Consider the following 23,409-nt stretch of genomic DNA (forward strand, 5'->3'; position numbering starts at 1 on the left):
AACAAAATTAAAAATTAATTATAAGAAAATGAGGATATAGCAAAACCTATACTCAAGCATAAACCATTAATTGTCTGAAAGCGTAAAGCTAAAAACTTACTGTTTTTAATAAGCGCTGGTTGATTGTGATGTCTTTTAATTAATTTGATAAGAGCTAGACCTGAAGGAAGGCTAATTAAACATATAAGAGTCGTTATTGGCCATATTCCAATCATGATTGGCAATAATTCTAATAAAAATATTAGACCAACCACCCACGGTAAGAATTCTGCCGCTTTATGAGTGCCTAAAACAACTAAAGGTGAATTTTTACCGACTGCAGCATCTTGGTTTATTTGATGAAAATGCGAACAGAACAGAACCAAAGTTGTCGCCATCGCTGGACCTGCTCCAATCATCAGTGCTGTTCCCCAGGGGATGGCATGAATATTAGATTGTGGAGAAATAACAATTAGTCCTGCAGCTGTCGCAAGAGGGCCAAAGGCAATCCAGCATAGGGGCTCACCCAATCCCTTATACCCCAGTCTAAAGGGTGGTCCTTGGTATAAATATCCAAGGAAACAACAAATTAAGACCAAGAAAAGAACTGTTATTTTACTTTTTAGAGCAAGGATAAATATGATAAATAAACCTAATAAAAGAGAAAAATATGCAACTCGACTTACAGTGGTTTTATTACCTGTTAAAGCGACTATCGAGTGGAATTTGTATTTGTCAACGCCCGTTTCATCGTCAAACAGATCATTGGTAAGGTTTTCCCACAGCAAAATCAGGACAGAGGCAATTAGAAAACCGATGAATTGTCCTAGACGAATATTGCCATTATTCCCTAGCTCCCATCCTGCAGATAAAATCACTGGCATTATTGCGACTGAATACAATGGCCACTTAATTGCCGCTTGCCAAAGATGTTTCCTTTCAGTTGTAGAAGACTTCACTGATAAAATAACCTGCTCTGTTTGTTTCTTGGTTTCTTTCTTAAGACTAGGCAGCAGTTCATGTATTGGTTTATTTATGTCTAAAGGCTCTAATTGGTTATGAATTTAGAACCTGTCTTTAGTGAGCTTTTAGTTAGTTCTCTTTGCAAATGGAGTGAACGAAAAGTTGATGAATGTATCTTGAGCATTTCTGTTCCTGTAAGTCAAACAGACCCTTTAACGACATTACCCTTAATTACTGAAAAACATCAGTTTAGATTTCTTTGGGATCTTTCTCCCGGATTATGCATTTCTGCCGGAGGACATTGTCAATCTTTGGATTTATCTGGACCAAAGAGGTTTGAAAATGCACAAAGGTTTAGTGATGAGATTTTTACTCGATTGATAGATACATCTCCAAGCCCAGCATTCTCAGCATCAAGGATTCTATTTTCATTTTCTTTTTTTGATCAAATTACGAGTAATGAAAAATCAATAGATGATAAATTTTCTCTGCAGGCTGTTTTGCCTAAGTGGCAATTAACTGCAAAAGATGGATTGACATGGTTACGTTTAAATTCAGTTGCCCAAAATCATTCAGATGTTCGTGAATCCGTAGAAAGATTATGGTCAATTCGAGAAAAGATAAACAGATCACCAGTCCGAATTTGCCATGATGTAAAAGAAAATTTCTTAGTCGATAATTTTTCTAATGATTGGAAATCTCAATATCGAGATGCTTTGGCCAGAGGGATCGAATTAATCAATTCAGGTGATTTGGATAAGCTTGTATTGGCTACGAGACAACGCCTTTCCCTTGAAAAACCATTAGATCCGCTTAACTTACTTGCTCGCCTAAGAGTTCAGCAAACTAATAGTTGTCGATTCCTATGGCAAAAAAATTATGATGAGTCCTTTTTTGGTGCATCGCCTGAAAGATTGATAAGCCTTAATCAAAATCAGTTACTAATCGATGCTTTGGCTGGTACTGCAAAAAAAGGTGATGATGGAAAAGAATTACTTGCATCTTCTAAAGATTTAAGAGAACACCATTTTGTAGTTAACTCGATTGTCGAACAACTATTAAAAAAAGGTATTAAAGCAACTCATTCACCTCAACCAAAATTAATGACTCAAGGCCATTTAATTCATTTGCATACTCTTATTCAAGCGTGTGTTAACGAAAAATCTCCTCTTGACTTAGTTGAGGCTCTTCATCCAACTCCTGCAGTTGCTGGATTGCCTCTGAGTAAATCTTTAAGTTGGTTGAGAGCTTTAGAACCATTTGAGCGTCAAACATATGCTTCTCCAATTGGATGGGTAGATAAAAAACAAAATTCAGAATTTAGGGTGGCCATTCGTTATGGACATGTGAGAGGCTGTGAACTTAAATTGTTTGCGGGTGCTGGCCTAGTGAAAGGCTCAACTGTTGAGGGAGAAATGCAAGAGGTGGCTTTGAAATTTGAAGTTTTAAGAAATCAATTAAACTTAGATAGGGTTAATTGTTCAAATGATCTATGAGATAACCAATCACTTGATCTGCTAATGGAACATTCATTAGGTTTTCTACTTCTCTAATACCAGTTGGACTCGTAACATTAATCTCACTTAGCATTCCTCCAATAACATCTATACCAACAAAAAAGAGCCCTTCATCTTGTAAAGAAGGCTTTATTTGATCGCAGATCTTTATTTCTTTAGGAGTTAATTTAGTTATCTCCGCTTTTCCACCTAAAGCGAGATTGCTTCTGAAGTCTCCTTTTTTTGGACGTCTATTAATTGCACCTAATGGCTCTCCATTAACCAAAAGGATTCTTTTATCACCATTTATTACTTCTGGTAAAAATTGTTGCATCATAACTGGTAAATGTTCTTGTGAAGTAACCAGTTCGAGTAATGCTTCTAAGCCTGGAGCGTCTTTTGCAATTCGTATGACCCCTTGCCCACCTTTCCCTCCAAGTGGCTTCAAAACAACTTCTCCGTACTCTTTTGCAAAAGTTATTAATTGCTCCACTCTACTCGCGACAAGAGTGGGAGCCATTAAATCACTAAATCTTAAAGCTCCTAACTTTTCATTCCAAGCTCGAAGTGATGCAGGCTTGTTAATTACATTGACACCATCTCTTTCTGCAACTTCTAATAAATGAGTTGCATATAAAAAAGCCTCATCAACAGGTGGATCTTTGCGCATCCAAATGCATGAGAAATCTCTTAAAGGAAGGCTTTGAGATGAATGGACATTGATCCATGGTTCACAATTGACTTTGTTAGAAACAACCCATGCATCGTCCCCTCTGGCTTGCAGGTCAGAAGGAGTACAAATCCAAACATCTATTTTAGCTCTAGATGCGGCTTGCATAAGTGCTGCTGATGAATCCTTATTGGGATTAATATTTTCAATTGGATCTATAACAAATAGTTGCTTCATGAATCAATTTTTAATTCCAATTAGTTCATTTAGTTCGTTATTACTCTCTAGTTCATAGAGCTCGTCGCAACCTCCAATACTTTCTCCATTAATAAAAATTTGTGGAACAGTTCTGCGACCTCCTGCTCTTTCTGACATTTTTGTTCTTGCATCATTGTCTCCATCAATAGAATATTCTTTGAATTGGACTCCTTTTTCATTTAGTAGTGCTTTTGCACGTAGGCAAAATGGGCAAAATCTCCAAGTGTATATTTCCACTGTAGTAATGCCTGAATCGTGAATTGATCTGTTCATTTATAGTTTTTGGGTTGATATGCTGATAGCTTTTAATGTATTAATTCTATTACCTCGTTTGCAAGACCTGACTGATTTTAAAAGAGACCTTTCTTTATTGACTGCTCGCCTGGGTACTGCCCAGGATTGTCTTTGACGAACCTGCATTGCTAGCTAAAAAAAAGGACTTAGAGCAAGTTGCATCACAACCTGAATTTTGGAACGATCCCAAAAATGCACAAAAACAGATGCGTCAACTTGATGAGGTTAAAGCAGAGTTAGAAAAGCTCATCACATGGAGAGTTGCTATTGAGGACGCAAATCTTTCGTTAGAACTTTATGAGTTAGACGCTGACGAAGAAATGCTTGCGGAGGCTAACCATGGACTTGAGAAATTAAAGCAAGAACTTGAACGTTGGGAGATGGAGCGACTCTTGAGTGGCACCTATGATAAGGAAGGTGCAGTTCTCTCTATTAATGCTGGTGCAGGAGGAACTGATGCGCAAGATTGGGCACAAATGCTTCTAAGGATGTATACCCGTTGGGCTGAAAACAATGGTATGAAAGTAATTATTAATGAACTTTCTGAAGGAGAGGAAGCGGGAATCAAAAGTGTCACCATCGAAATAGAAGGTTTATACGCATATGGTTTTTTACAAAATGAAAAAGGGACCCATCGTTTAGTCAGAATTTCACCTTTCAATGCAAATGGAAAGCGACAAACCAGTTTTGCTGGAGTTGAAGTTATGCCTAAACTTGATGAAGAGGTTGAACTTGAAATCCCCGAAAAAGATTTAGAAATCACGACAAGTCGCTCAGGTGGGGCAGGAGGACAAAATGTAAATAAAGTGGAGACTGCAGTTCGGATTCTTCATGTGCCTACAGGTATTGCCGTTCGATGTACACAAGAAAGATCTCAGCTTCAAAATAAAGACAAAGCAATGGCTCTACTAAAATCAAAATTAATGGTAATAGCAGTAGAACAAAGAGCAGCTGAGATTGCAGATATTCGAGGGGATATTGTTGAAGCTGCTTGGGGCAATCAAATTAGAAATTATGTGTTTCACCCGTATCAAATGGTAAAGGATTTACGTACTGAACAAGAGACAACAGATGTAGATTCAGTAATGAATGGGGAAATAGATATTTTTATTCAGTCTCTTTTAAGGCAAAATATTGAAGAACCATAAATCAATGAGATATGACAAATAAAATTATTTCTGATGAAGTTACCAAGAAAGCAACTCCATCTCCAAGTTTTGTCAAACTTGCGATGAAAAATATGGTTCGGAAAGGTAGTCAAAGCCTTTCTCACTTTGGGTTAACAGCTTTGGGTTTCCTTGGATTTATTCTTTTAGTTGCTGTTCTTGGAAAACCTCATATCCCTTAATAACTTTATGGAGAATTTTCCCACTAGCTCTTCTAAATTAGATGTTGATCTTTCTTTTACACCCTTCCCGGTTCAAGATTTAGATGTCTTTGTGAACAGTGAGTCTTTGGAGTTGATGAAAAATCCAAGTCAATGGATTGAAGAGATTGGACGCTGGATTAGATTCATACAAGTAAATTCAGCATTTAAGTGTCCGGAAATAGTCCAAAATGCGTCTAAATTTAGCTTGGGGTTGGAATTAACTAATGATAAGAAAATGCTTGATTTGAATTATGCTTGGCTCGGGCAATCAAAAAGTACCGATGTGCTGTCATTTCCAATAATGGATGAGACATTTTTTGGTGTAAGTAATGAATTTATCGAATTGGGTGACATAGTTATCTCTATCCCGACAGCAATCAGGCAAGCCAAAGATAATAATGCTGATTTATTTAGAGAATTGAGATGGCTTGCTTCTCATGGTCTCTTACACCTTTTGGGTTGGGACCATAGTGATGAAGAGAGCCTTAATAAAATGCTTTTGATTCAAGAGCAACTTCTTGATATAAGAGGTATTCTTTAAAATAAAGAGTTGAAGATTCACAAATATGTTTCCTGAGATATCCAATGACTCTGAGAGAGAAGTTAGGGAGATGTCTAAAACTCTTCAAAGATCGAAAAGGTCATCGTGGAAGATAGCTAAAGACCTACCAACAAGCTTTTTATATGCAGCTAAAGGTTTAAGATATGCTTTTTCGACTCAAAGAAATTTCCGGATTCATGTTGGTTTTGCATTGGGTGCGTTTGGTTTAAGCTTTTTTTTAGGCCTTAATAAAAGTGATTTAGCAATAATGGCCCTTACAGCCACTAGTGTGTTAGTAGTTGAATTGCTTAATACCGCGATTGAGTCTGTTGTTGATTTGGCTATTGGGAAACGATTTCACCCTCTCGCTCAAATCGCTAAAGATTGTTCGGCTGGGGCAGTTTTAGTAGCTTCAATCAGTTCTGTTTTGATTGCTGTTTTATTATTGTTTCCTCCATTACTTAAACAGTTAGGAATTTAATGGTTTAAAAATTATGTTTTTGGTAATCGACAATTATGACAGTTTCACTTATAACCTCGTTCAATATTTGGGCGAATTAGCTTCTCAGCATTCTATTGCATCAGAAGTAAGAGTCGAACGTAACGATGCTCTGACGATTAGTGAGATTAAAGATTTAAATCCTGATGCGATTTTGTTATCTCCTGGCCCAGGGGATCCTTATCAATCTGGAGTTTGTTTGGATATTTTATCTGAGTTATCAATTGAAATACCAACTCTTGGTGTCTGCCTGGGTCATCAGGCCATTACGCAAGCATTCGGTGGGAAAATAATTCGAGCTAAAGAATTAATGCACGGTAAAACATCTAATGTTTTTCATAGAGGTACTGGAATATTTAAAGATTTGCCTAATCCATTAGTAGCAACTAGATACCATAGCTTAATTGCGGAGCGAGAGGGGTTCCCAGAATGCTTAGAGATTATAGCCTGGTTAGAGGATGAAACAATTATGGGTATAACTCATAAAGATTATCCGCACATATATGGAGTACAGTTTCATCCTGAAAGTGTATTGACCGAATCTGGTCATAAGTTACTCTCTAATTTCTTGAAAATAGCTGATGCTTCCTAGATTATTTCAAGCTCTATAGACGTTATAAATTAATATAAACTATACTTTTTCGATAATCTTGAAAGCTGACCAGAATCTTTTCATCTGCTCAATTGTTCCAATGCTCACTCTGATAGAACCTTCTAAATTTTTTTTCTTATCCATATTTCTAATTAGAATTCCAGATGACTTTAACTTTTGCTCAACTTGTTTTGGGTTTGATTTTGGCCAAAGTAGAAAATAGTTTCCTCCATCAATATGATGCTTAACGAAGTACTTCTCGAATTGATCTTTGATCCAATTACGAGCCTCAAGTACTTCGTTCACATATGAATCAATGTAGGGTTGATCTTCAAGTGCTGCAAAAGCAGCAATCACAGCAAAGTTATTGACGTCATAAGGACCAGTGACTCTATTTATTATATTAATTACTTTAGAATGACCAATAGCAAACCCAATTCTTAAACTTGCCAAACCAGCAGTTTTAGAAAGCGATCTTAATACAACAAGATTGGGTGTATTTTGAAAATTCACAAATGGTAGAACACTATCACCTGTAAACGCCTCGTATAGTTCATCGACAACAACTAGTGTTTGAGATGAAAGTTTGCTGATTTCTAAAATTCTTTCTGGGTTTAATCTTGTTCCAGTGGGGTTATTGGGGTTACAGATGAGTAAGATTTTTGGATTATTTTGTGAGATGAATTCACAAATACTATCAAATGGATATTGAAAATCTTTCCCCTCATAAGGTATTGAGTTGATTTTCATTCCTCGCATTTGTGCGCAAGGAGTGTAATATCCAAAAGTAGGCGATGTTGTTAGCATTAGATCATCACAATCGCCATAGGCATGAAAAATAGCGTTTATTGCTGCATCTACTCCATTAAAAATACCCACTTCAGATGAGCTTATATTCACGCTTGAATTTTGTTTGATGAGAGCTTTTACTACCTTTTCTTTTAAACCTGAGTATTCAGGATAAATAGAGATTTCATCTCTGCTTATTTCTCTGAGAGATTTAATTACTAGTGGGCTTGGTCCAATGGTGTTTTCATTAAAGTCTAGTCTTAGTAAATTTCGTCTTCCCTCCAGTGGCGCAGAATATGGCTTTAAATCTTCGATATCTTTCCTGGGATTTGGTAGATCAATAAATGAATTTTCTGTTTTTTCCATTACATTCTTTCCAGCGTAGGGATGCCTAACAAACTCATTCCTAGTTTAAGCGTATCTGCCGTGATAGAGCATAAAGCGAGTCTGCTTGTTCTTGCAGGTTCACTTGCTTTTAAAATTGGAACTTGATCATAGAATCTGTTGAAAATCTGACTTAATTCAAATAAATAACCGCAGAGACGATTAGGAAGGAGTTCTTTTTCGACTTCAGCGATAATAAAATCAAGTTGTAATAGCTTGCGAATCAAGGCCCATTCTTGTGGTTCCTTGAATTGAATATTCTGACTTGATACATTTAAATCCCCACCATTGCGAGATATTCCGGCTATTCTTACCAATGCATAAAGTAAATATGGTGCTGTGTTCCCCTGCAAAGAGAGCATTTTATCAAAACTAAATTGGTAATTAGAAACTCTATTTTGACTTAGATCCGCATACTTGATGGCTGCAATCCCGACAGTCGTGGAAACTTTATCTATAAAACTTTCATTTTCGGATCTACTTTCAATGTTTAGACGATCTTTAAGATCTTCTCTGGCTCGTTGAATTGCTTCATCCAGAAGGTCTACTAATCTAATTGTTTCTCCCGAACGAGTTTTTAACTTCTTACCATCTTCTCCTTGAACAAGACCAAAGGGGACATGTTCAATTTGACAATCTTTAGGTATCCAATTTGCAAGCTTTGCAATTTGAAAAACTCCAGAGAAATGCGATGCTTGCCCAGCATCTGTGACATAAATCAACCGGAATGCTCCATCTCCATGCGGAGGAGGAGTTAATCTGTATTTAATTGCTGCCAAATCAGTGGTTGCATAGTTAAAACCTCCGTCACTTTTTTGAATAATTATTGGTTGAGGTTTGCCGTCTTTTCCTACTATCCCATCAAGGAAAATACATTGAGCTCCTTGATCATTTATTAGTAAATTTTTACTTTTCAAATCATTAATAACATCTACTAAAAATTTGTTATAGTAGGATTCACCTCTTTCAGTCAGCTTGATATCAAGTCGATCGTAGATCTTTTGAAACTCTTTTCTGGATTGTTTGCAGAGTAATTGCCACGCAATTAGACTTTCTTGATCACCTCCTTGTAAATTAACAACCTCATTTCTAGATTTATTTTGAAAGATTTGATCTTCATCAAATCTTTTTTTTGCTTGACGATAGAAATTTACGAGATCGCTTATTTCCACTACATCTTTTGTATGGAGTGCCTCTGGTACGACCTCTTTCAGATGAGTGATGAGCATGCCAAATTGTGTACCCCAATCCCCCACATGATTGAGGCGTAAGACTTCATAACCGCAGAATTCAAGAACCCGTGCTAAGGAGTCTCCAATGATTGTTGATCGTAAGTGCCCAACATGCATTTCTTTAGCAATATTTGGACTGGAAAAATCAATAATCACGCGGTTATTGTTTTTTCCATTTTCTATCTTTTCACTACTAAATTTTTTTAGAGGGACTCCCAACCTTTTGTCATTTAGACGAAAATGGATTTCCGATATAAGTGTTTTTGAATTTATAGATAGGTTTATGAAACCTGGACCTGCAATGAGTGGTGGATTACATATTTTAACGAAATCATTATCTTTTTGTAGTTGATCAGCTATTTGTTGTGCAATATCACGAGGAGGTTGTTTTATTTCTTTTGCCAATGATAAAGCACAATTTATTTGAAAATCTCCAAATTCTGGCTTGGATGCCGGGACTAAATTAGACCCTGTAAGTATTGAAGAGGTTTTTGAACTTCGATCGTCTTTTGGGAATACTTTGATCAAAGCTCTATTAAGAGCTTCTTCTAATTTAGTGGATATTTCAAGCATGATATTTATGGTTTGGTAGATACTTTTTAGATTTTTTTGTTTTTAGGATGTTGTCAGAAAACTGTTTATTCATTGTTTAGTCAAAGCGCATGCTGAAATCTATCCATTTGCTTTTAGTGATTGGTGCACTAGTTGAGATTAAATCAATACCTGTGAAAATATAGTCTGACAAATTATTTGGGTTGATTCCAGAAACTTCAATAACAATATTTTGTGAGACGTATTTAGAATTACTATTTTTTGCAAGTTGACGTAATTCTGGAACTAATTTTGTTATCGTTTGGATAGGCATTTCATCAAGTAAAACTCCATCAGCGCCTGCCTCTACTGCTTCTTTCGCTTGAGAGGAAGTTTCTGCTTCGACTATTATTTTTTTTGTCCATGGAATAGTATTTTTTAAGATTTTGATACTCTCGCTAATCCCCTGAGACCATTCAATATGATTCTCTTTTAACATGGCAGCATCATCTAATCCAAATCTGTGATTAATTCCGCCACCACAATGAAAAGCATATTTTTCGAATATTCTCAGCCCTGGAGTGGTTTTACGCGTGTCTGCCAACTTCACATGGGATCCTGATAGTTTATTTACCAGTGAAGCTGTCGATGTAGCAATACCAGAAAGATGCATGGCTACATTCAGAGTTACTCGCTCTCCTGCCACTAAGGAAGAGGATGATCCTTGTAACTCAAGGAGTCTTTGATTCTTTTCAAACTTCTGTCCATCCTCTATTAGAAGTCGAATATCAACTTGGGGATCAATTTTCTCGAAAATAAGTTTAATCAGTGCACCTCCACAAAAAATTCCATCCTCTTTTGCAATCCAATGAGCTGATGAGTTTGTATTGCTGAGGACAAACCTAGTTAGATCTCCATCACCGAGATCCTCCTCTATCCAGGTATCTAATATTTTGTGTAGCTTTGGTGAGCGAAGATCCACAATAAAACAAATACATTAATTACTATACCAACGTTAAAACCATTTAGAAAAAATATCTTTTCGGATATTCCTATTTCTTCTATTTATATTATTTTGAAGTATTTGTATGCAAATAAAAATTCTTTATTTTTTGCTTTGTGATGTGTCAATAATATGCTTTAATTAGGTTGAATTTTCATCTTTGAATCAGGTGGACGTTGTTCATAGTGTAAATATTATGGTTGCCATATTGCTAGGAGGAGTTTGCTATTACTTGTACTATATTTTTACAATTGACAATAAAAACTAGATGTAAGCATTACCCATTATTTCCCAATACAGAATTTTGAAAATATATTATCAAGTAAGTTTTCTGTTAAGTCTTCGCCTGTTAGTTCGCCTAAATGATTAATAGCTTGTCGTAAATCAATAGTCCAGAAATCCCAAGGTAGTTTTTCATCATAAGCTTTATCAATATTTTTGAGTGATTCAACTGCTGACTGCGCTAAATCTAGTTGTCTCTCATTGAGAGCAATATCTAATCCATGAGTTTTAGATGAACCACATAATTGTAGTAGACAATTAATTAGAGATTCCTCACCTTCTCCAGTTTTTGCACTTATTATCACTAGATTTTCTTTGTCTAATATATTTTGTGGAATTATTTTTAATGAAAGATTATCTTTTAAATCGGATTTATTTCCAACAATTAATCGTGGAATGCTAGTGGGTATTTCTTTTAGTATTGATTCATCCTCCTTTCTCCATCCATGTGAATAATCAAAAATTAATATAATTAGATCAGTTTGATTTAAAGCTTTTTGAGTTCGTGAAATACCTATTTGTTCGATGATATTTTCAGTTTCTCTTATACCAGCAGTATCTATGAAAGTGATTGGAATACCTTCTACTACAATCTCACTTTCCAAAAGATCTCTAGTAGTACCTGGTAGATCGGTAACAATGGCTTTTTCTTTCTTACAAAGCCTATTCAGCAATGAGCTTTTCCCTACATTGGGCTGGCCTACGAGTGCAACTTTTAAGCCGGAACGAACCCATGATGCACTTTTCGCATTATCTATTAAATTGTTGATATCATGTTTAATTACGCTCATTTCTTTCTTTACACTTGTTGCGTCTAGATTTGGAAGATCTTCCTCAAAATCTATTCTTGCTTCAATTTCAGTTAGTTGATCTAGCAAACGTTGCCTAATTGATTGAATTGTAGTTTGAATATTCCCTTCAATTCCACTCATAGCAATTTCTGCCGCTTTTCGACTTCTTGCTGAAACTAGTTCGCTAATTGACTCTGCTTGAGTTAGGTTTAAACGACCATTAAGCACCGCTCGTTGACTAAACTCACCAGGTTCTGCTCTTCTAACATTTTGGCTCTCTAATATTCTTTCTAGGATCTTTTGGACGGCAATGATTCCACCATGGCAATGAATTTCCACTACATCTTCACCGGTAAAGCTTCTCGGGCCTTTCATTATTAGGATTAAAACTTCATCTATATATGTTTTTTGATTTGCTTCAGTTACGTGTCCGTAAAGCACTTTATGAGTATTCCAATCATGTGTTCCGGGTATGTGAACAATATTTTTACTTATTTCAATTGCTGAGGAGCCAGAGATCCTAATGACAGCAATACTGCCTTGACCGGGAGAAACGGCAGTTGCAATTGCAGCAATAGTATCTTCAGTAGGAGAAAATGAATTCATCAATCAATAATCATGCAATCTTCACTACAATCAAATGTACTTTTCTTTTTATAAACAAGATTTTTGAAAATATGAGAAAAAGCTTCCTCAATTTAATAAAAAGAATTCGTAAATTTCTAGCTTGGCTTTGGAATCAAGAAGGTTCTTTTTCTCAGAGAGCCTTAGGTTTTGGTATAGGAATTTTTAGTGGTTGCTTCCCATTCTTTGGTTTTCAAACCTTGATAGGTGTATTTTTAGCGAAAGCTTTAAAGGGCAATACGATTTTAGCGGCTTTGGGAACTTGGATTAGTAATCCATTGACTTATGTACCTCTTTATTATTTTAATTATAAAGTAGGCTCTTTATTACTTAATGAAAAAAATAAAATAGTTGATTTTTCTTACATAACTACTAATAGATTGTGGTCTCAAGGTTGGTATTTGAGTTCTCGACTATTACTTGGTTCGATATCTATAGGCATCATAGCTGGTATTACTGGTGGGCTTGGTTTGTATTTTTCACTTAAGCGATTTTCGAAAACAATCTAAAGTTATAAGCTGAGTTAATAGATGAAGAAGTTATTACAGGCTTATTTTTTTGAAGTTTAATTTATGAAATATTTTTATAATATGTTTAATTATTCTTGGATTAGATCTAACTGTTAACTTATTCCTGTTCTTGCAATATCTAAAACGTCAACCATCGAACGTATTTGATTAATGGTAATTTCTAGTTGATTAACACTTTCTAGTTCAACCTTAAGGTCTATGCATGCAGGTTTTCCAAATGAAGTTTTAACTCTTGCATCGATTACATTGATACCTCTATCTGAAAGTCTCATTAAAATGTCTTTAAGTACTCCTACTCGATCGATAACCTCAATTCTTAATTGAATAGGGAATTTTTCTTCTTTGATACGAGTATTACAATTCCACTGAACTGATAGTCTTCTGTTATTAGGTATTGATTCTATATTGACACAATTACTTCGATGTATAGTGATACCATGATTTCCAAGTGCAACAGTCCCAATTATTTCTTCTCCAGGTAGAGGACTGCAACATCCTCCTAATCGATAGTCAAGTCCTTCTAGACCAATGATGGTTGAATATTTTCTTTGAGATGTTTTAGATTTAGTTGTAGCAAGATTTGCTTGTATTTCAATTTGATTTACAAGTTCGAGATCACTAGTTTCGGGCTCAGGTAGTTGATGTTGTATTTTGATCTCTTCTCTTAATCTATTAATTACTTGATTTAAGGTTAAAGCTCCAAAACCAAGTGCAGCTAATAAATCTTCAGTATTCTTGAGATTACATCGCTCAGCCACTTTTGATATCGCTTCGCCCTTGAGCAAATTATCAATTCCTTTACGACCAAATTCTTGTTCTAGAAGCTCCTTCCCTCTAGTTATTGTTTCTTGACGATGACTTTTTTTATACCATTGTCTGATACGGTTTCTAGCAGTGGGTGTGGCAACATAATTTAGCCAATCCAAGCTTGGATGAGAACTTTTATGAGTGAGAATCTCGACAAAATCTCCATTTTCAAGAGGTGTTGATAGTACACATAGGCGATCATTAATTCTAGCACCATTGCAATGATTACCTACTTCAGAGTGGATACGATAGGCAAAATCGATTGCTGTTGATCCATTCCTTAACCCTAAAACATCTCCTTTTGGAGTAAAAACAAACACTTCTTCATCAAATAAATCCTCTTTTATTGAAGCAAGATAGTCATTATGATCATTAACTCCATCTTCTTGTTGCCATTCCACTAATTGACGTAACCAATTAAATTTTTCTGAATCCGGACTTGCTGGCGATCCACCCTCTTTATACTTCCAGTGAGCTGCAATACCAAATTCTGAAACCCGATGCATTTCTGGAGTTCTAATTTGCACTTCAATAGGCCTATGCCTGCCAATGACAGCTGTATGTAAAGATTGGTAGCCATTTGGCTTTGGGAGACCTATGTAATCTTTAAATCGTCCTGGTATTGGTCTGAATGTATCATGAACAACTGCTAGAGCTCGATAACATGTCTCGACGTCTGAGACATGTATTCTAAGGGCAGCAACATCAAAAATTTCATGAAATTCTTTTTGTTGCCTTTGCATTTTGCTCCAAATTCCATATAAATGTTTTGGCCTACCACTAACTTCACATTGATTCAGCCCTGCTGCGTTCAACCGATCTTTGAGTAATTGAACAGTGACACCTAATCTCTCTTCTCTTTCACTACGTTTACTAGCTATTTGTTGTTGAATTTCTCGATAGGGATCTGGTTCTAGAAGTTTAAATGCTAAGTCTTCTAGTTCCCATTTGAAACGTCCTATTCCTAAACGGTTTGCAAGGGGAGCATAAATTTCTCTTGTCTCTTTTGCTATTCGATTTTGTTTATCCTTCTCTAGATAACTAATTGTACGCATATTATGTAGTCTATCTGCAAGTTTTACTAGTACAACTCGAATATCACTAGCCATAGCTAGAAACATTTTACGTAGGTTTTCTGCTTGGGCTTCTGTTCGATTATTAAAATGAATTCCACCTAATTTAGTAACACCCTCAACTAAATTTCTAACTTCACTGCCAAAATAACCCTCGAGTTGCGCTGGTGTTATGTCGGTATCTTCAACGACGTCATGTAAAAAACCTGCTGCAATTACACTAGCGCTTGCGCCTATCTCTCTTAGTAAGTTTGCTACTGCAACTGGATGAGTTATGTAAGGTTCTCCACTTTTTCTGTATTGTCCTTTATGTAATTGAAATGCAAGATCAAAAGCAGCAACTAATAATGCTTCGGAATCTCTTGGACAACTTGCTCCTATTCCTGGTGGAATATTTTCAATGCAATTTTTCAACCATTCTGGCAAAATAATTTCATAATCATCAATATGTTTAATCTGATGAGTTCTGAGTTTCGGTTGGCCATCAAAAAATTCATCGCAGACAATATTCGTCTGGCTTGAATTACGTGCAGAGGTGACTTTAGGCATCAGCGCCGGCGCTTAATTTATTTTATTCAAACCCAACATTTCTAGCTACCTTTTTATGGATAATTCATCAAAAGAAGTTTTAAAGATAAAGAAGTTGAATGCAATTTATCCAAATAGTTCTACTTACGTATTAAACGGATTAGATCTGAGTATCAAACATGGAGAAAGGCTTGCATTAGTTGGTAGTTCAGGGTCTGGTAAAAGTACTGTTGCCAAAGCTGTCATGCAGCTTCTTCCTAATGGAAGTGCATGTAATGGTGAAATTTTTTTAAATGGAAAAAATGTATTAAAATTGGACAAAGTTACTTTACAAGCTATTCGAGGGACAGAGGTTGGATTGATATTTCAGGATCCAATGTCACGTTTAAATCCTTTAATGACAATTGGTGACCATTTAGTTGATACGTTGAGAGCTCATGACAATGCAGCATCAATTAATTATTTAGTGAAAAGATCAAAAGGCTTATTAGATAAAGTTGGAATTAATCCAACAAGATTTTATTCTTTTCCTCATGAATTTAGTGGTGGAATGCGTCAACGTGTAGCAATTGCCTTGGCGATTGCTTTAAGACCGCCGTTGATAATTGCTGATGAACCTACAACTAGTCTTGATACTATTACTGCCAATCAAATAATGAGTGAGTTGAGTTCACTTTGTGATGAGCGTGGTACTGCTTTATTATTGATTAGTCATGATTTATCTTTGGCATATAAATGGTGTAATACAATTTCAGTGCTTGATTGTGGCAAAATAATAGAATCTGGAAATATTAGAAAGGTAATTTGTAATCCAAAATCTGATATATCCCAACGATTAGTGAATTCAGGAAGGATTTTAGAGGGTTCAGAAAGACAAATAATTGATCAAAAAACTGAATTGTTGAAAGTGAATAGATTACGATGCTGGCATGATTTGGGGTTTTGGCCTTTCAAATCTTTTTGGCTGAAAGCGGTTAATGAAGTTACTTTTTCTCTTTATCAGGGTGAAACTCTTGGTATCGTTGGACCGTCTGGATGTGGTAAAAGTACTCTTTGTAGAGCTTTGATTGGTTTATTACCTATAAGAGGAGGAAATATCATTTTTCACGGAAAGGATATTACAACTATAAATAGAAATTCTTTAAAACAGCTACGTAAAGAGATTCAAATTATTTTTCAAGATCCTTGTGCATGTTTGAATCCTAAAATGTACATAATTGATGCAATTGTAGATCCAATTCTTATCCATAATATGTTAAGCCGTTCTCAAGCTAGAGAAAAAGCTCGTAATCTTTTGAGACTTGTTGGTTTAACCCCGACAGAAATATATGAAAAACGTTTTCCTTCTCAGTTGTCAGGGGGACAACAGCAAAGAGTTGTCATTGCAAGAGCACTTGCACTTAACCCGAAAATAATCATATGTGATGAAAGTGTCAGTATGCTAGATGCTGAAATTCAAGCAGAAGTTTTGGAGTTACTTCGTTCTTTACAAGAAAAATTAAAATTATCTATGTTATTTGTAACTCATGATTTATCAGTTGCTGCGGGATTTTGTCATAGAGTTTTAGTTTTTGATAAGGGAAAAATTATTGAAGAAAATTCAGGAAGAAATATGTTAGACCATCCTCAAAAATATTTAACAAAAAAGATGGTTGAGGCTTGTCCTAGATTGCCTAAATAAAATAATTTTCGGATTGTAGTATTTTTAAAAGGCGCTTAAAATCTTTTGGTATAGGAGCTATAAATTTCATTTTCTCTAAAGTTATTGGATGTTGTAAACCTAATTCAATTGCATGTAGAACTTGGCCATTTAAATTCATGGGTAATTTTTTACATCTACTATAAGTTTGATCACCAATAATAGGATGACCTATGTGTGCACTATGAACACGAATTTGATGTGTTCGACCTGTATCAAGTTTGAATTTAAGCAGAGAAAAATTTCCTAACTTTTCTATTAATTTCCAATGAGTACATGCATACCTACCAGATTCTTCAGCAACTACGGCATATTTTTTTCTATCTTTTGGATGTCGACCAATACATCCGATTATCATTCCTTCACTCTCTTTAATAGCTCCATGGACAACGGCAATATAATTTCTCGAGGCAACTCTTTTTTGTATTTGAATTTGTAATTTAACTAAGGCTTCTTGAGTTTTGGCTACGACGATGCATCCCGTGGTGTCTTTATCTAATCGATGAACTATTCCAGGTCTTAACTTGCCTCCGATGCCCGGTAAATCTTGACAATGATTGATTAAACCATTTACTAAGGTTCCTGATTTATTTCCGGGTGCAGGGTGAACGGCTATTCCTGCTGCTTTATTAATAACTATCAAATGATCATCTTCATATAAAATGTCTAAATCAATTTCTTCTGGTTTTAAGTAAGCTAGAGGCTCCGGTGGTGGAACCCAAAGTAGAATTATGTCGCCTGGCCTGACGGGTGTTTTTGCTTTTCCAATTTTACCATTCACTTTTGCAAATCCTGCTTCAATGAATTTTTGAATATGAGCTCTACTTTGTTCAGGCCGTTGACTTACTAGCCATCTATCAAGTCGCATAGGCAATGGTCTCTTATATTCACCCTGAAATAATTCACCTTGGCCTTGACCAAATTCTTGTTTTATTTCTTTATGCATGATGGGAGTTCAAGAGAGATGTTGCCTAATAAATTTTTGCGAAAATCATCTAATAATCTTTGAGACATTCTCATGGTATCTCCGGAAGTGTGACGTTCTGCTGCTGATAGTAGCCATGAAAAATTATCTTTAATGTTGTCATTGAAAAATATTCCATATCTATTTTGCAGACACATTGATTTTATCCCCGCTTCCTTTATGTTCTCTAATTGGTTAAGAAGACTCATAAAGTTAATGGCTACCTGTTCAGTATCGTACGCAGCTTGACCAATGTCATCGCAGATAGCCAGTTTTAAAGCAGCATTTTGATCCTCTAATCTTGGTGGTAGAACTCCAGGAGCATCTAACATATCAAGATCTTGCCCCATTCTGACCCACCTCAAACTTCTTGTGACTCCAGCTTTTCTTGAACTAGAAACAACCTTCTTTTTAACCAGCCTGTTGATGAGAGCAGATTTACCGACATTAGGAAAACCAAGAGTAAGAACTCTGATAGCTCGATTTTTCATTCCCCGGTCTAGACGTCTTTGATTTAGCTCTTGCCCAGCACGAATAGCTGCTTGCTTAAGTTGCTGAACCCCTGTTCCAGCTTTCGCATCACACCACCAAGGAATTCTCCCCTCTGATCTTAATTTTTTATCCCATGCTTGATGGGCATCTACATTGATCATGTCCTTTCTATTTATAACTAACAGTTGTTTTTTCCCTTTTAACCATTTTTGGAGATATGGATGAGATGTAGCAAGAGGGATCCGTGCGTCTCTAACTTCAAAAACAAGATCAACCTTATTGAGATGCTCTTTTAATTGTTTTTCTGCTTTAGCAATGTGTCCTGGATACCACTGTATTAGTTGCTTGTTCACGGAATTTTCAAAGTATAAGGTTTAAATTGAATAATTTAAGAATTCAAAAAGTTAATAAATGATTTATTTGAAAGCGAAGTTTTGGAAACTCTAAGTTAAACTTATCATCTTAAAAGATTCAATAAGTTGATAATATTAATTCAATTGTTCTAATTATTTAAAATATTCTGATCTGAGTAAAAAATTATTGATGAATCTAAGTCTCCCAAATTCAAATAATTGTATAAATTTCTAATGCAAAACAAATTTTTGAATTGTGAGTAGAAAAAATTTTTGATTTAGAAAATCGATTCCAAAGTTTTTCACTAGTGATTGCAGTCATTTTAGAGGAATTTAATTACTTTCAATTTTGATGAACAATCTTCAAAAGGCTTTTTTTAGGTTCTGCAGGGGTTAGGTAGATTTTTTCTATGTCTTAGTAATTACCCAATAGGTGCCTTTCAAGAGCTATGGTCACTCAGTTTCCTTTCTGAACCCCATCCATTATGTCTAAGCGTTCCCTGTCAAGTCTCGGCGCTGATGACTTATGCGGCAAACGAGTTTTGGTGAGAGTTGATTTTAATGTCCCATTAGGAGATGAGGGTCAAATAACTGATGACACAAGAATTCGCGCTGCTTTACCAACTATTAATGATCTCCTAGAGAAGAGTGCAAGAGTTATCCTTTCTGCTCATTTTGGAAGACCAAAGGGAGAGGTTAATGAAACTATGCGTTTGACTGCTGTCGCTCAACGACTAAGTGAATTACTTGGTAAAACAGTGATAAAAACAGAAAGTTGTATAGGAACTGAAGCAAAATCAAAAGTTGATGCTATGTCCAATGGTGATGTGGTTCTTTTGGAAAATGTAAGATTTATTGCTGGTGAAGAAAAAAATGATACTGATTTTGCAAAAGAACTAGCCTCTTTGGCAGAGGTTTATGTCAATGATGCTTTTGGAGCTGCGCATCGCGCACATGCCTCAACTGAGGGAGTTACAAAGTTCTTAAGTCCATGTGTAGCTGGTTATTTAATGGAAAAAGAACTTAAGTACCTTCAAGGAGCTATTGATCAACCTAAAAAGCCCTTGGCTGCAATAGTTGGGGGATCCAAAGTAAGCAGTAAAATCGGCGTTTTAGAATCTTTGATTGATAAATGCGATAAAATAATTGTTGGGGGAGGTATGATTTTTACATTTTACAAAGCTAGAGGATTATCAGTAGGAAATAGTCTGGTTGAGGAAGACAAGCTTGAATTGGCAATAGCTTTGGAGAAGAAAGCAAAAGATAAAGGAGTTGAGTTTCTCTTGCCAAGTGATGTTGTATTAGCTGATAAATTTTCTCCTGATGCAAATAGTCAAGTATCCAAAGTAGATACTATTCCTGAAGGTTGGATGGGATTGGATATTGGTGCAGAATCAATCGAACTCTTTCAGAATGCTTTGAGAAATTGCAAAACTGTTATTTGGAATGGACCAATGGGTGTTTTTGAATTTGAGAAATTTGCAAAGGGAACAAATTCAATCGCGGAAACTTTAGCAGAACTAAGTTCTGATGGATGTTGCACAATAATTGGAGGAGGAGATTCAGTTGCAGCTGTAGAAAAAGCAGGTTTAGCGAAAAACATGTCTCATATTTCTACTGGAGGTGGAGCTAGTCTTGAACTTTTAGAAGGGAAAGTTCTTCCTGGAGTATCTGCTCTAGATGATGCCTAATAGTTGAAATTAATTAATTGTTAAAGGTAGTTTTTGATAAGCCTACCTTTATTGTTTTCGTAATTGAATAAATACCTTCTGGATGCGCGATGATTGCTGAAACAGTTTGAAAACCAGGTTCTAAAGGTGCCTGAATATATTTATATAAACCACCTGATTGATTGGGTTTAATGCTAAACATATTATTAGATATATTCATACCTTTTTTGTTTTCAACTACTATCATTCCACCAGCGATTAAAGATTTATCTAAAGGCCTTTCAATAATTAAATTTATTTCATAACGTTCACCTGTAAGCACATCATCTGGAGAAACTACTTTTATAACTAGTGGAGAATCTTTACTATTAAGAATCGATTCCGAATTGATAATATTATAACTTTTTATTTTGTTGTTAAAAGTTTCTATTTCGACAATTAGCTTGGAAATAAGATTATAGATTTGGGCGCCTATTTCTCTATTTGATTTGATTTCTATATCTAGAAAAGCCTTGTTTCCTTGATTGCTTATTGTTCTAATTAACCATTTAGAATCCTTATATTTTTTGTTGAAATCTGTATATTGTTTATTAAATTGGTTGAACGATTTTTTTAGAAATAATTCTTTCAATAAAGAAGACTTTTTCTCATTGAGAACTTTCTCAAGTTGATTGCCTAAAAGATGCTTATCTATGTTTTGACTTAAAGCGGCGTTAATGGATAGTGGAGATATCAATAAAAAACTTATGAATTTGGCTATCAGTGAATTTCGCACATCTACCTTTTTTACTCAATATAACTTAGCCTCCAGTGAAAAGTTCCTTTGATTTTATGCCTCGCCTTTTAATTGCCGCAAGCGGAACTGGTGGGCACATTTATCCTGCATTATCTTTTGCTGGCTCACTTTCAAACTCTTGGGAAATTATGTGGTTAGGGGTTCCGAACAGGTTGGAAGTTGAATTAGTTCCAAAAAAATACAATTTAATAACGCTTAATGTTGGAGGATTGCAAGGAAATATTTTTAGAAAAATGTTTGAGTTATCTAAATTACTTATTGCTTCTATTAAGGTCTCTATCTTATTACGCCAAAAAAAAATTAACGTTATTTTTACTACTGGAGGCTATATATCTGCTCCAAGCATAATAGCTGCAAAATTAAATGGAATCCCAATTCTTTTACATGAATCAAATTCGATTCCAGGTAAAGTGACTAGGCTTTTGGGCAGATTTTGTGACTATGTTGCTTTAGGGATTCCTTCAGCCTCTGATTATTTACCTCGATGTAAAACAATTTTGACTGGAACACCTGTAAGGTCAGAATTTTTTATGGAAAATAATCTACCAAATTGGGCGCCTTCAGGAGAGGGTGTATTGATTGTGATTATGGGAGGTAGTCAAGGAGCGAAAAAAATGAATAATATGATAAGAAAAATTTTGCCTTGGTTGCTTGAAAGGGGTTGTAGAGTGGTTCACCTCACGGGAAAAAACGATTGTTTTTATGGAGATCTAGAAAAAATAAAAATGCACCCAAATTTAGCTTTGAAACACTTCAGTAATGAAATACCCGCCTTGCTTCAAAATGCAGATCTTGCAATAAGTAGAGCTGGTGCTGGAGCAATTTGTGAATTAATTATAACTGAAACTCCTTCTATTTTAATACCATTTCCAGAATCTGCCGATCAACACCAAGAGATGAATGCTGCTTATATGGCTAGCCTTGGAGGAGCGGTAATAGTTCATCAACATGGGAACGAAGAAAATATTTTGAAGAAAATACTCTCTCACTTATTAGACTCTAATTCTCTTAGCGAAATGAAATTAAATATGATTAATCATCATTCTATAAATGCTAACAATAAGATTTTTGAAATCATCAATTCTATTAGTTAATGTAGTCTTTTAATGTATTAATTATATGAATGTTTTCTTTTCTTTTTTGAAGACTGATTCTGAACCAATTTTCATTTAAGTTGATAAATGATCTACAATCTCTTAATAAAATCCCTCTTTTTTTTAAATTTTCAAGAAGATTTAACACTGAGTTTTTACTTTTGATTAATTGAAAGTTTGCAGTTGAGGGTAGAGGCTTAAGATTAGAAAAAGTCACTAAATTTTGATATAACCATTTACCTTCTTCCTCAACCCATTTATGGATTTTATCTAGTCTTTTTTGATGCATCTTAGAATCTTTCATAATTATATTAGTAATATTTATTGCTAGTGTATTTACAGGCCATGGATCTCTGAGCTCTTTCCATTTTATTAATCTATCTGAGTTACTTATTGCGTATCCAATCCTTAGGCCAGCAACACCTAAAAATTTAGTTAAACTCCTTATTACAATTAAATTGTCATAGCTTTTAGTTAAATCAATAATAGATTGACTTTCACCTTGAGGTACAATAGAAAGAAATGCTTCATCACAAATAACAAGTTTATAATTAGACAACAAATTTTCTATTGAATTTCGACTCCATAATTGTCCTGTAGGGTTATGTGGATTTGTAATCCATAAGACATCGGTTTTTGGTTTAATTGGAAATGATTGAGGTTTTTGATTACTCCAGAATAATGGTAATGGATTATAAATATAAGGCGCATTCCAGCATTTCAAAGCTCGTTGATAGTCTCCAAACCCAGGAGAGGGTAAAGAACTAAGACCCTTTAAACCTGCATCTCTCGCTGCCCAAGTGAATAATTCCGAGGCTCCATTACCCGGTAAAATCATCGAAGGATCAATATTATGCCATTTTGAAATAGCATCCTTTATTTCAAAATAACTTCTATCTGGATATGATTTGATTGAACTATTATTTATACTTTTAATTAGATAATTAGTGATTTTTTTCGGTAGTTTAAAAGGAACAACCGAAGCACTTGCATCAATTAACTTTTCTATGTCTAAGCCTAATTTTCTTGCTTCTTGTTCAATATTACCTCCATGACAGTCAAAACCTGCTTTCATCATATTTGACACATTATTTTACTCACTTACA

Annotated in this window: 22 protein-coding genes; 10 read left to right on the forward strand and 12 right to left on the reverse strand. The window is 35.2% G+C overall.

All coding sequences use genetic code 11. The features are described 5' to 3' along the window. Positions 1 to 14: 14 nt before the first annotated feature. Positions 15 to 938: a 2-carboxy-1,4-naphthoquinone phytyltransferase gene (gene menA / locus AC6EJB_RS09125; protein WP_498491126.1), complete on the reverse strand. Its 924-nt coding sequence runs from the start codon at positions 936 to 938 to the stop codon at positions 15 to 17. A 99-nt stretch (positions 939 to 1,037) separates the two neighbouring features. Here menA and AC6EJB_RS09130 point away from each other — a divergent pair, with 99 nt between their 5' ends. After that, positions 1,038 to 2,438 carry an isochorismate synthase gene (locus AC6EJB_RS09130; protein ID WP_498491127.1) on the forward strand — a complete coding sequence of 467 codons (1,401 nt, stop codon included), beginning with the start codon at positions 1,038 to 1,040 and terminating at the stop codon, positions 2,436 to 2,438. On the opposite strand, the gene gshB is transcribed toward AC6EJB_RS09130, so the two are convergent. Together gshB and grxC are read right to left on the reverse strand one after the other, a co-directional pair. Further along, the gene (gshB, locus tag AC6EJB_RS09135) at positions 2,416 to 3,345 is read right to left on the reverse strand and encodes a glutathione synthase (RefSeq protein ID WP_498491129.1); all 930 of its coding nucleotides are present in this window, start codon (positions 3,343 to 3,345) and stop codon (positions 2,416 to 2,418) included. The two genes, AC6EJB_RS09130 and gshB, sit on opposite strands and share 23 nt — an antisense overlap. Before the next feature lie 3 nt (positions 3,346 to 3,348). Then, entirely contained in the window at positions 3,349 to 3,612 is a 264-nt protein-coding gene (gene grxC / locus AC6EJB_RS09140; protein WP_498493014.1) for a glutaredoxin 3, read from the reverse strand. Positions 3,613 to 3,697: 85 nt separating this feature from the next. Here grxC and prfB point away from each other — a divergent pair. The 5 genes from prfB (at position 3,698) to AC6EJB_RS09165 (ending at position 6,661) form a co-directional block, all read left to right on the forward strand. After that, positions 3,698 to 4,808, forward strand: a protein-coding gene (gene prfB / locus AC6EJB_RS09145; RefSeq protein WP_498493016.1) for a peptide chain release factor 2 whose coding sequence is annotated in 2 segments (ribosomal slippage) — positions 3,698 to 3,772 and positions 3,774 to 4,808 — 1,110 coding nt in all. Because the reading frame shifts where the segments join, the coding sequence is not laid out codon by codon here. Between the two features lie 11 nt (positions 4,809 to 4,819). Next, positions 4,820 to 5,008: a DUF3285 domain-containing protein gene (locus AC6EJB_RS09150; RefSeq protein ID WP_498491130.1), complete on the forward strand. Its 189-nt coding sequence runs from the start codon at positions 4,820 to 4,822 to the stop codon at positions 5,006 to 5,008. A gap of 7 nt (positions 5,009 to 5,015) precedes the next feature. After that, entirely contained in the window at positions 5,016 to 5,570 is a 555-nt protein-coding gene (ybeY, locus tag AC6EJB_RS09155) for an rRNA maturation RNase YbeY (protein ID WP_498491131.1), read from the forward strand. A gap of 25 nt (positions 5,571 to 5,595) precedes the next feature. Further along, positions 5,596 to 6,051: a diacylglycerol kinase family protein gene (locus tag AC6EJB_RS09160; protein ID WP_498491133.1), complete on the forward strand. Its 456-nt coding sequence runs from the start codon at positions 5,596 to 5,598 to the stop codon at positions 6,049 to 6,051. Between the two features lie 13 nt (positions 6,052 to 6,064). Next, positions 6,065 to 6,661 (forward strand): anthranilate synthase component II, encoded by a 597-nt coding sequence (locus AC6EJB_RS09165; RefSeq protein WP_498491135.1) that lies wholly within the window; start codon positions 6,065 to 6,067, stop codon positions 6,659 to 6,661. 39 nt (positions 6,662 to 6,700) lie between these two features. On the opposite strand, the gene AC6EJB_RS09170 is transcribed toward AC6EJB_RS09165, so the two are convergent. The 4 genes from AC6EJB_RS09170 to mnmE all read right to left on the reverse strand — a co-directional run bounded on the left by AC6EJB_RS09170 (position 6,701) and on the right by mnmE (position 12,279). Further along, entirely contained in the window at positions 6,701 to 7,816 is a 1,116-nt protein-coding gene (locus AC6EJB_RS09170) for a pyridoxal phosphate-dependent aminotransferase (protein ID WP_498491136.1), read from the reverse strand. Continuing rightward, positions 7,816 to 9,639, reverse strand: coding sequence for an arginine--tRNA ligase (argS, locus tag AC6EJB_RS09175; protein ID WP_498491137.1), 1,824 nt, complete (start codon positions 9,637 to 9,639; stop codon positions 7,816 to 7,818). The genes AC6EJB_RS09170 and argS overlap by 1 nt, the downstream gene beginning before the upstream one ends. 76 nt (positions 9,640 to 9,715) lie before the next feature. Further along, positions 9,716 to 10,579 (reverse strand): carboxylating nicotinate-nucleotide diphosphorylase, encoded by an 864-nt coding sequence (gene nadC, locus AC6EJB_RS09180; protein WP_498491138.1) that lies wholly within the window; start codon positions 10,577 to 10,579, stop codon positions 9,716 to 9,718. Positions 10,580 to 10,884: 305 nt separating this feature from the next. Next, positions 10,885 to 12,279: a tRNA uridine-5-carboxymethylaminomethyl(34) synthesis GTPase MnmE gene (gene mnmE, locus AC6EJB_RS09185; protein WP_498491139.1), complete on the reverse strand. Its 1,395-nt coding sequence runs from the start codon at positions 12,277 to 12,279 to the stop codon at positions 10,885 to 10,887. Between mnmE and AC6EJB_RS09190 the strand changes: the two genes are divergently transcribed. Next, positions 12,270 to 12,806, forward strand: coding sequence for a DUF2062 domain-containing protein (locus AC6EJB_RS09190; protein WP_498491141.1), 537 nt, complete (start codon positions 12,270 to 12,272; stop codon positions 12,804 to 12,806). The two genes, mnmE and AC6EJB_RS09190, sit on opposite strands and share 10 nt — an antisense overlap. Before the next feature lie 113 nt (positions 12,807 to 12,919). Here AC6EJB_RS09190 and AC6EJB_RS09195 read toward each other — a convergent pair whose 3' ends face one another. After that, entirely contained in the window at positions 12,920 to 15,256 is a 2,337-nt protein-coding gene (locus tag AC6EJB_RS09195; protein ID WP_498491142.1) for a RelA/SpoT family protein, read from the reverse strand. A gap of 55 nt (positions 15,257 to 15,311) precedes the next feature. Between AC6EJB_RS09195 and AC6EJB_RS09200 the strand changes: the two genes are divergently transcribed. Beyond that, positions 15,312 to 16,916, forward strand: coding sequence for an ABC transporter ATP-binding protein (locus tag AC6EJB_RS09200; RefSeq protein WP_498491143.1), 1,605 nt, complete (start codon positions 15,312 to 15,314; stop codon positions 16,914 to 16,916). On the opposite strand, the gene AC6EJB_RS09205 is transcribed toward AC6EJB_RS09200, so the two are convergent. Together AC6EJB_RS09205 and ylqF are read right to left on the reverse strand one after the other, a co-directional pair. Next, positions 16,909 to 17,880 (reverse strand): RluA family pseudouridine synthase, encoded by a 972-nt coding sequence (locus tag AC6EJB_RS09205; RefSeq protein ID WP_498491144.1) that lies wholly within the window; start codon positions 17,878 to 17,880, stop codon positions 16,909 to 16,911. The two genes, AC6EJB_RS09200 and AC6EJB_RS09205, sit on opposite strands and share 8 nt — an antisense overlap. Further along, complete coding sequence (gene ylqF, locus AC6EJB_RS09210) at positions 17,865 to 18,743, reverse strand: ribosome biogenesis GTPase YlqF (protein WP_498491145.1); 879 nt, start codon at positions 18,741 to 18,743, stop codon at positions 17,865 to 17,867. The genes AC6EJB_RS09205 and ylqF overlap by 16 nt, the downstream gene beginning before the upstream one ends. Before the next feature lie 485 nt (positions 18,744 to 19,228). Between ylqF and AC6EJB_RS09215 the strand changes: the two genes are divergently transcribed. Further along, on the forward strand, positions 19,229 to 20,434 hold the full coding sequence (locus AC6EJB_RS09215; RefSeq protein ID WP_498491146.1) for a phosphoglycerate kinase: 1,206 nt from the start codon (positions 19,229 to 19,231) through the stop codon (positions 20,432 to 20,434). A gap of 13 nt (positions 20,435 to 20,447) precedes the next feature. Here the strand turns inward: AC6EJB_RS09215 and AC6EJB_RS09220 are convergent, their stop codons facing one another. Further along, a complete protein-coding gene (locus tag AC6EJB_RS09220) occupies positions 20,448 to 21,188 on the reverse strand; it encodes a DUF8623 domain-containing protein (RefSeq protein WP_498491147.1) in 741 nt (246 codons plus the stop codon). A gap of 56 nt (positions 21,189 to 21,244) precedes the next feature. Here AC6EJB_RS09220 and murG point away from each other — a divergent pair, with 56 nt between their 5' ends. After that, a complete protein-coding gene (murG, locus tag AC6EJB_RS09225) occupies positions 21,245 to 22,303 on the forward strand; it encodes an undecaprenyldiphospho-muramoylpentapeptide beta-N-acetylglucosaminyltransferase (RefSeq protein ID WP_498493018.1) in 1,059 nt (352 codons plus the stop codon). Here the strand turns inward: murG and AC6EJB_RS09230 are convergent. Then, positions 22,296 to 23,378: a pyridoxal phosphate-dependent aminotransferase gene (locus tag AC6EJB_RS09230; protein ID WP_498493020.1), complete on the reverse strand. Its 1,083-nt coding sequence runs from the start codon at positions 23,376 to 23,378 to the stop codon at positions 22,296 to 22,298. The two genes, murG and AC6EJB_RS09230, sit on opposite strands and share 8 nt — an antisense overlap. Between the last annotated feature and the right edge of the window lie 31 nt (positions 23,379 to 23,409).

Source organism: Prochlorococcus sp. G4PB17 (genome assembly GCF_059772445.1).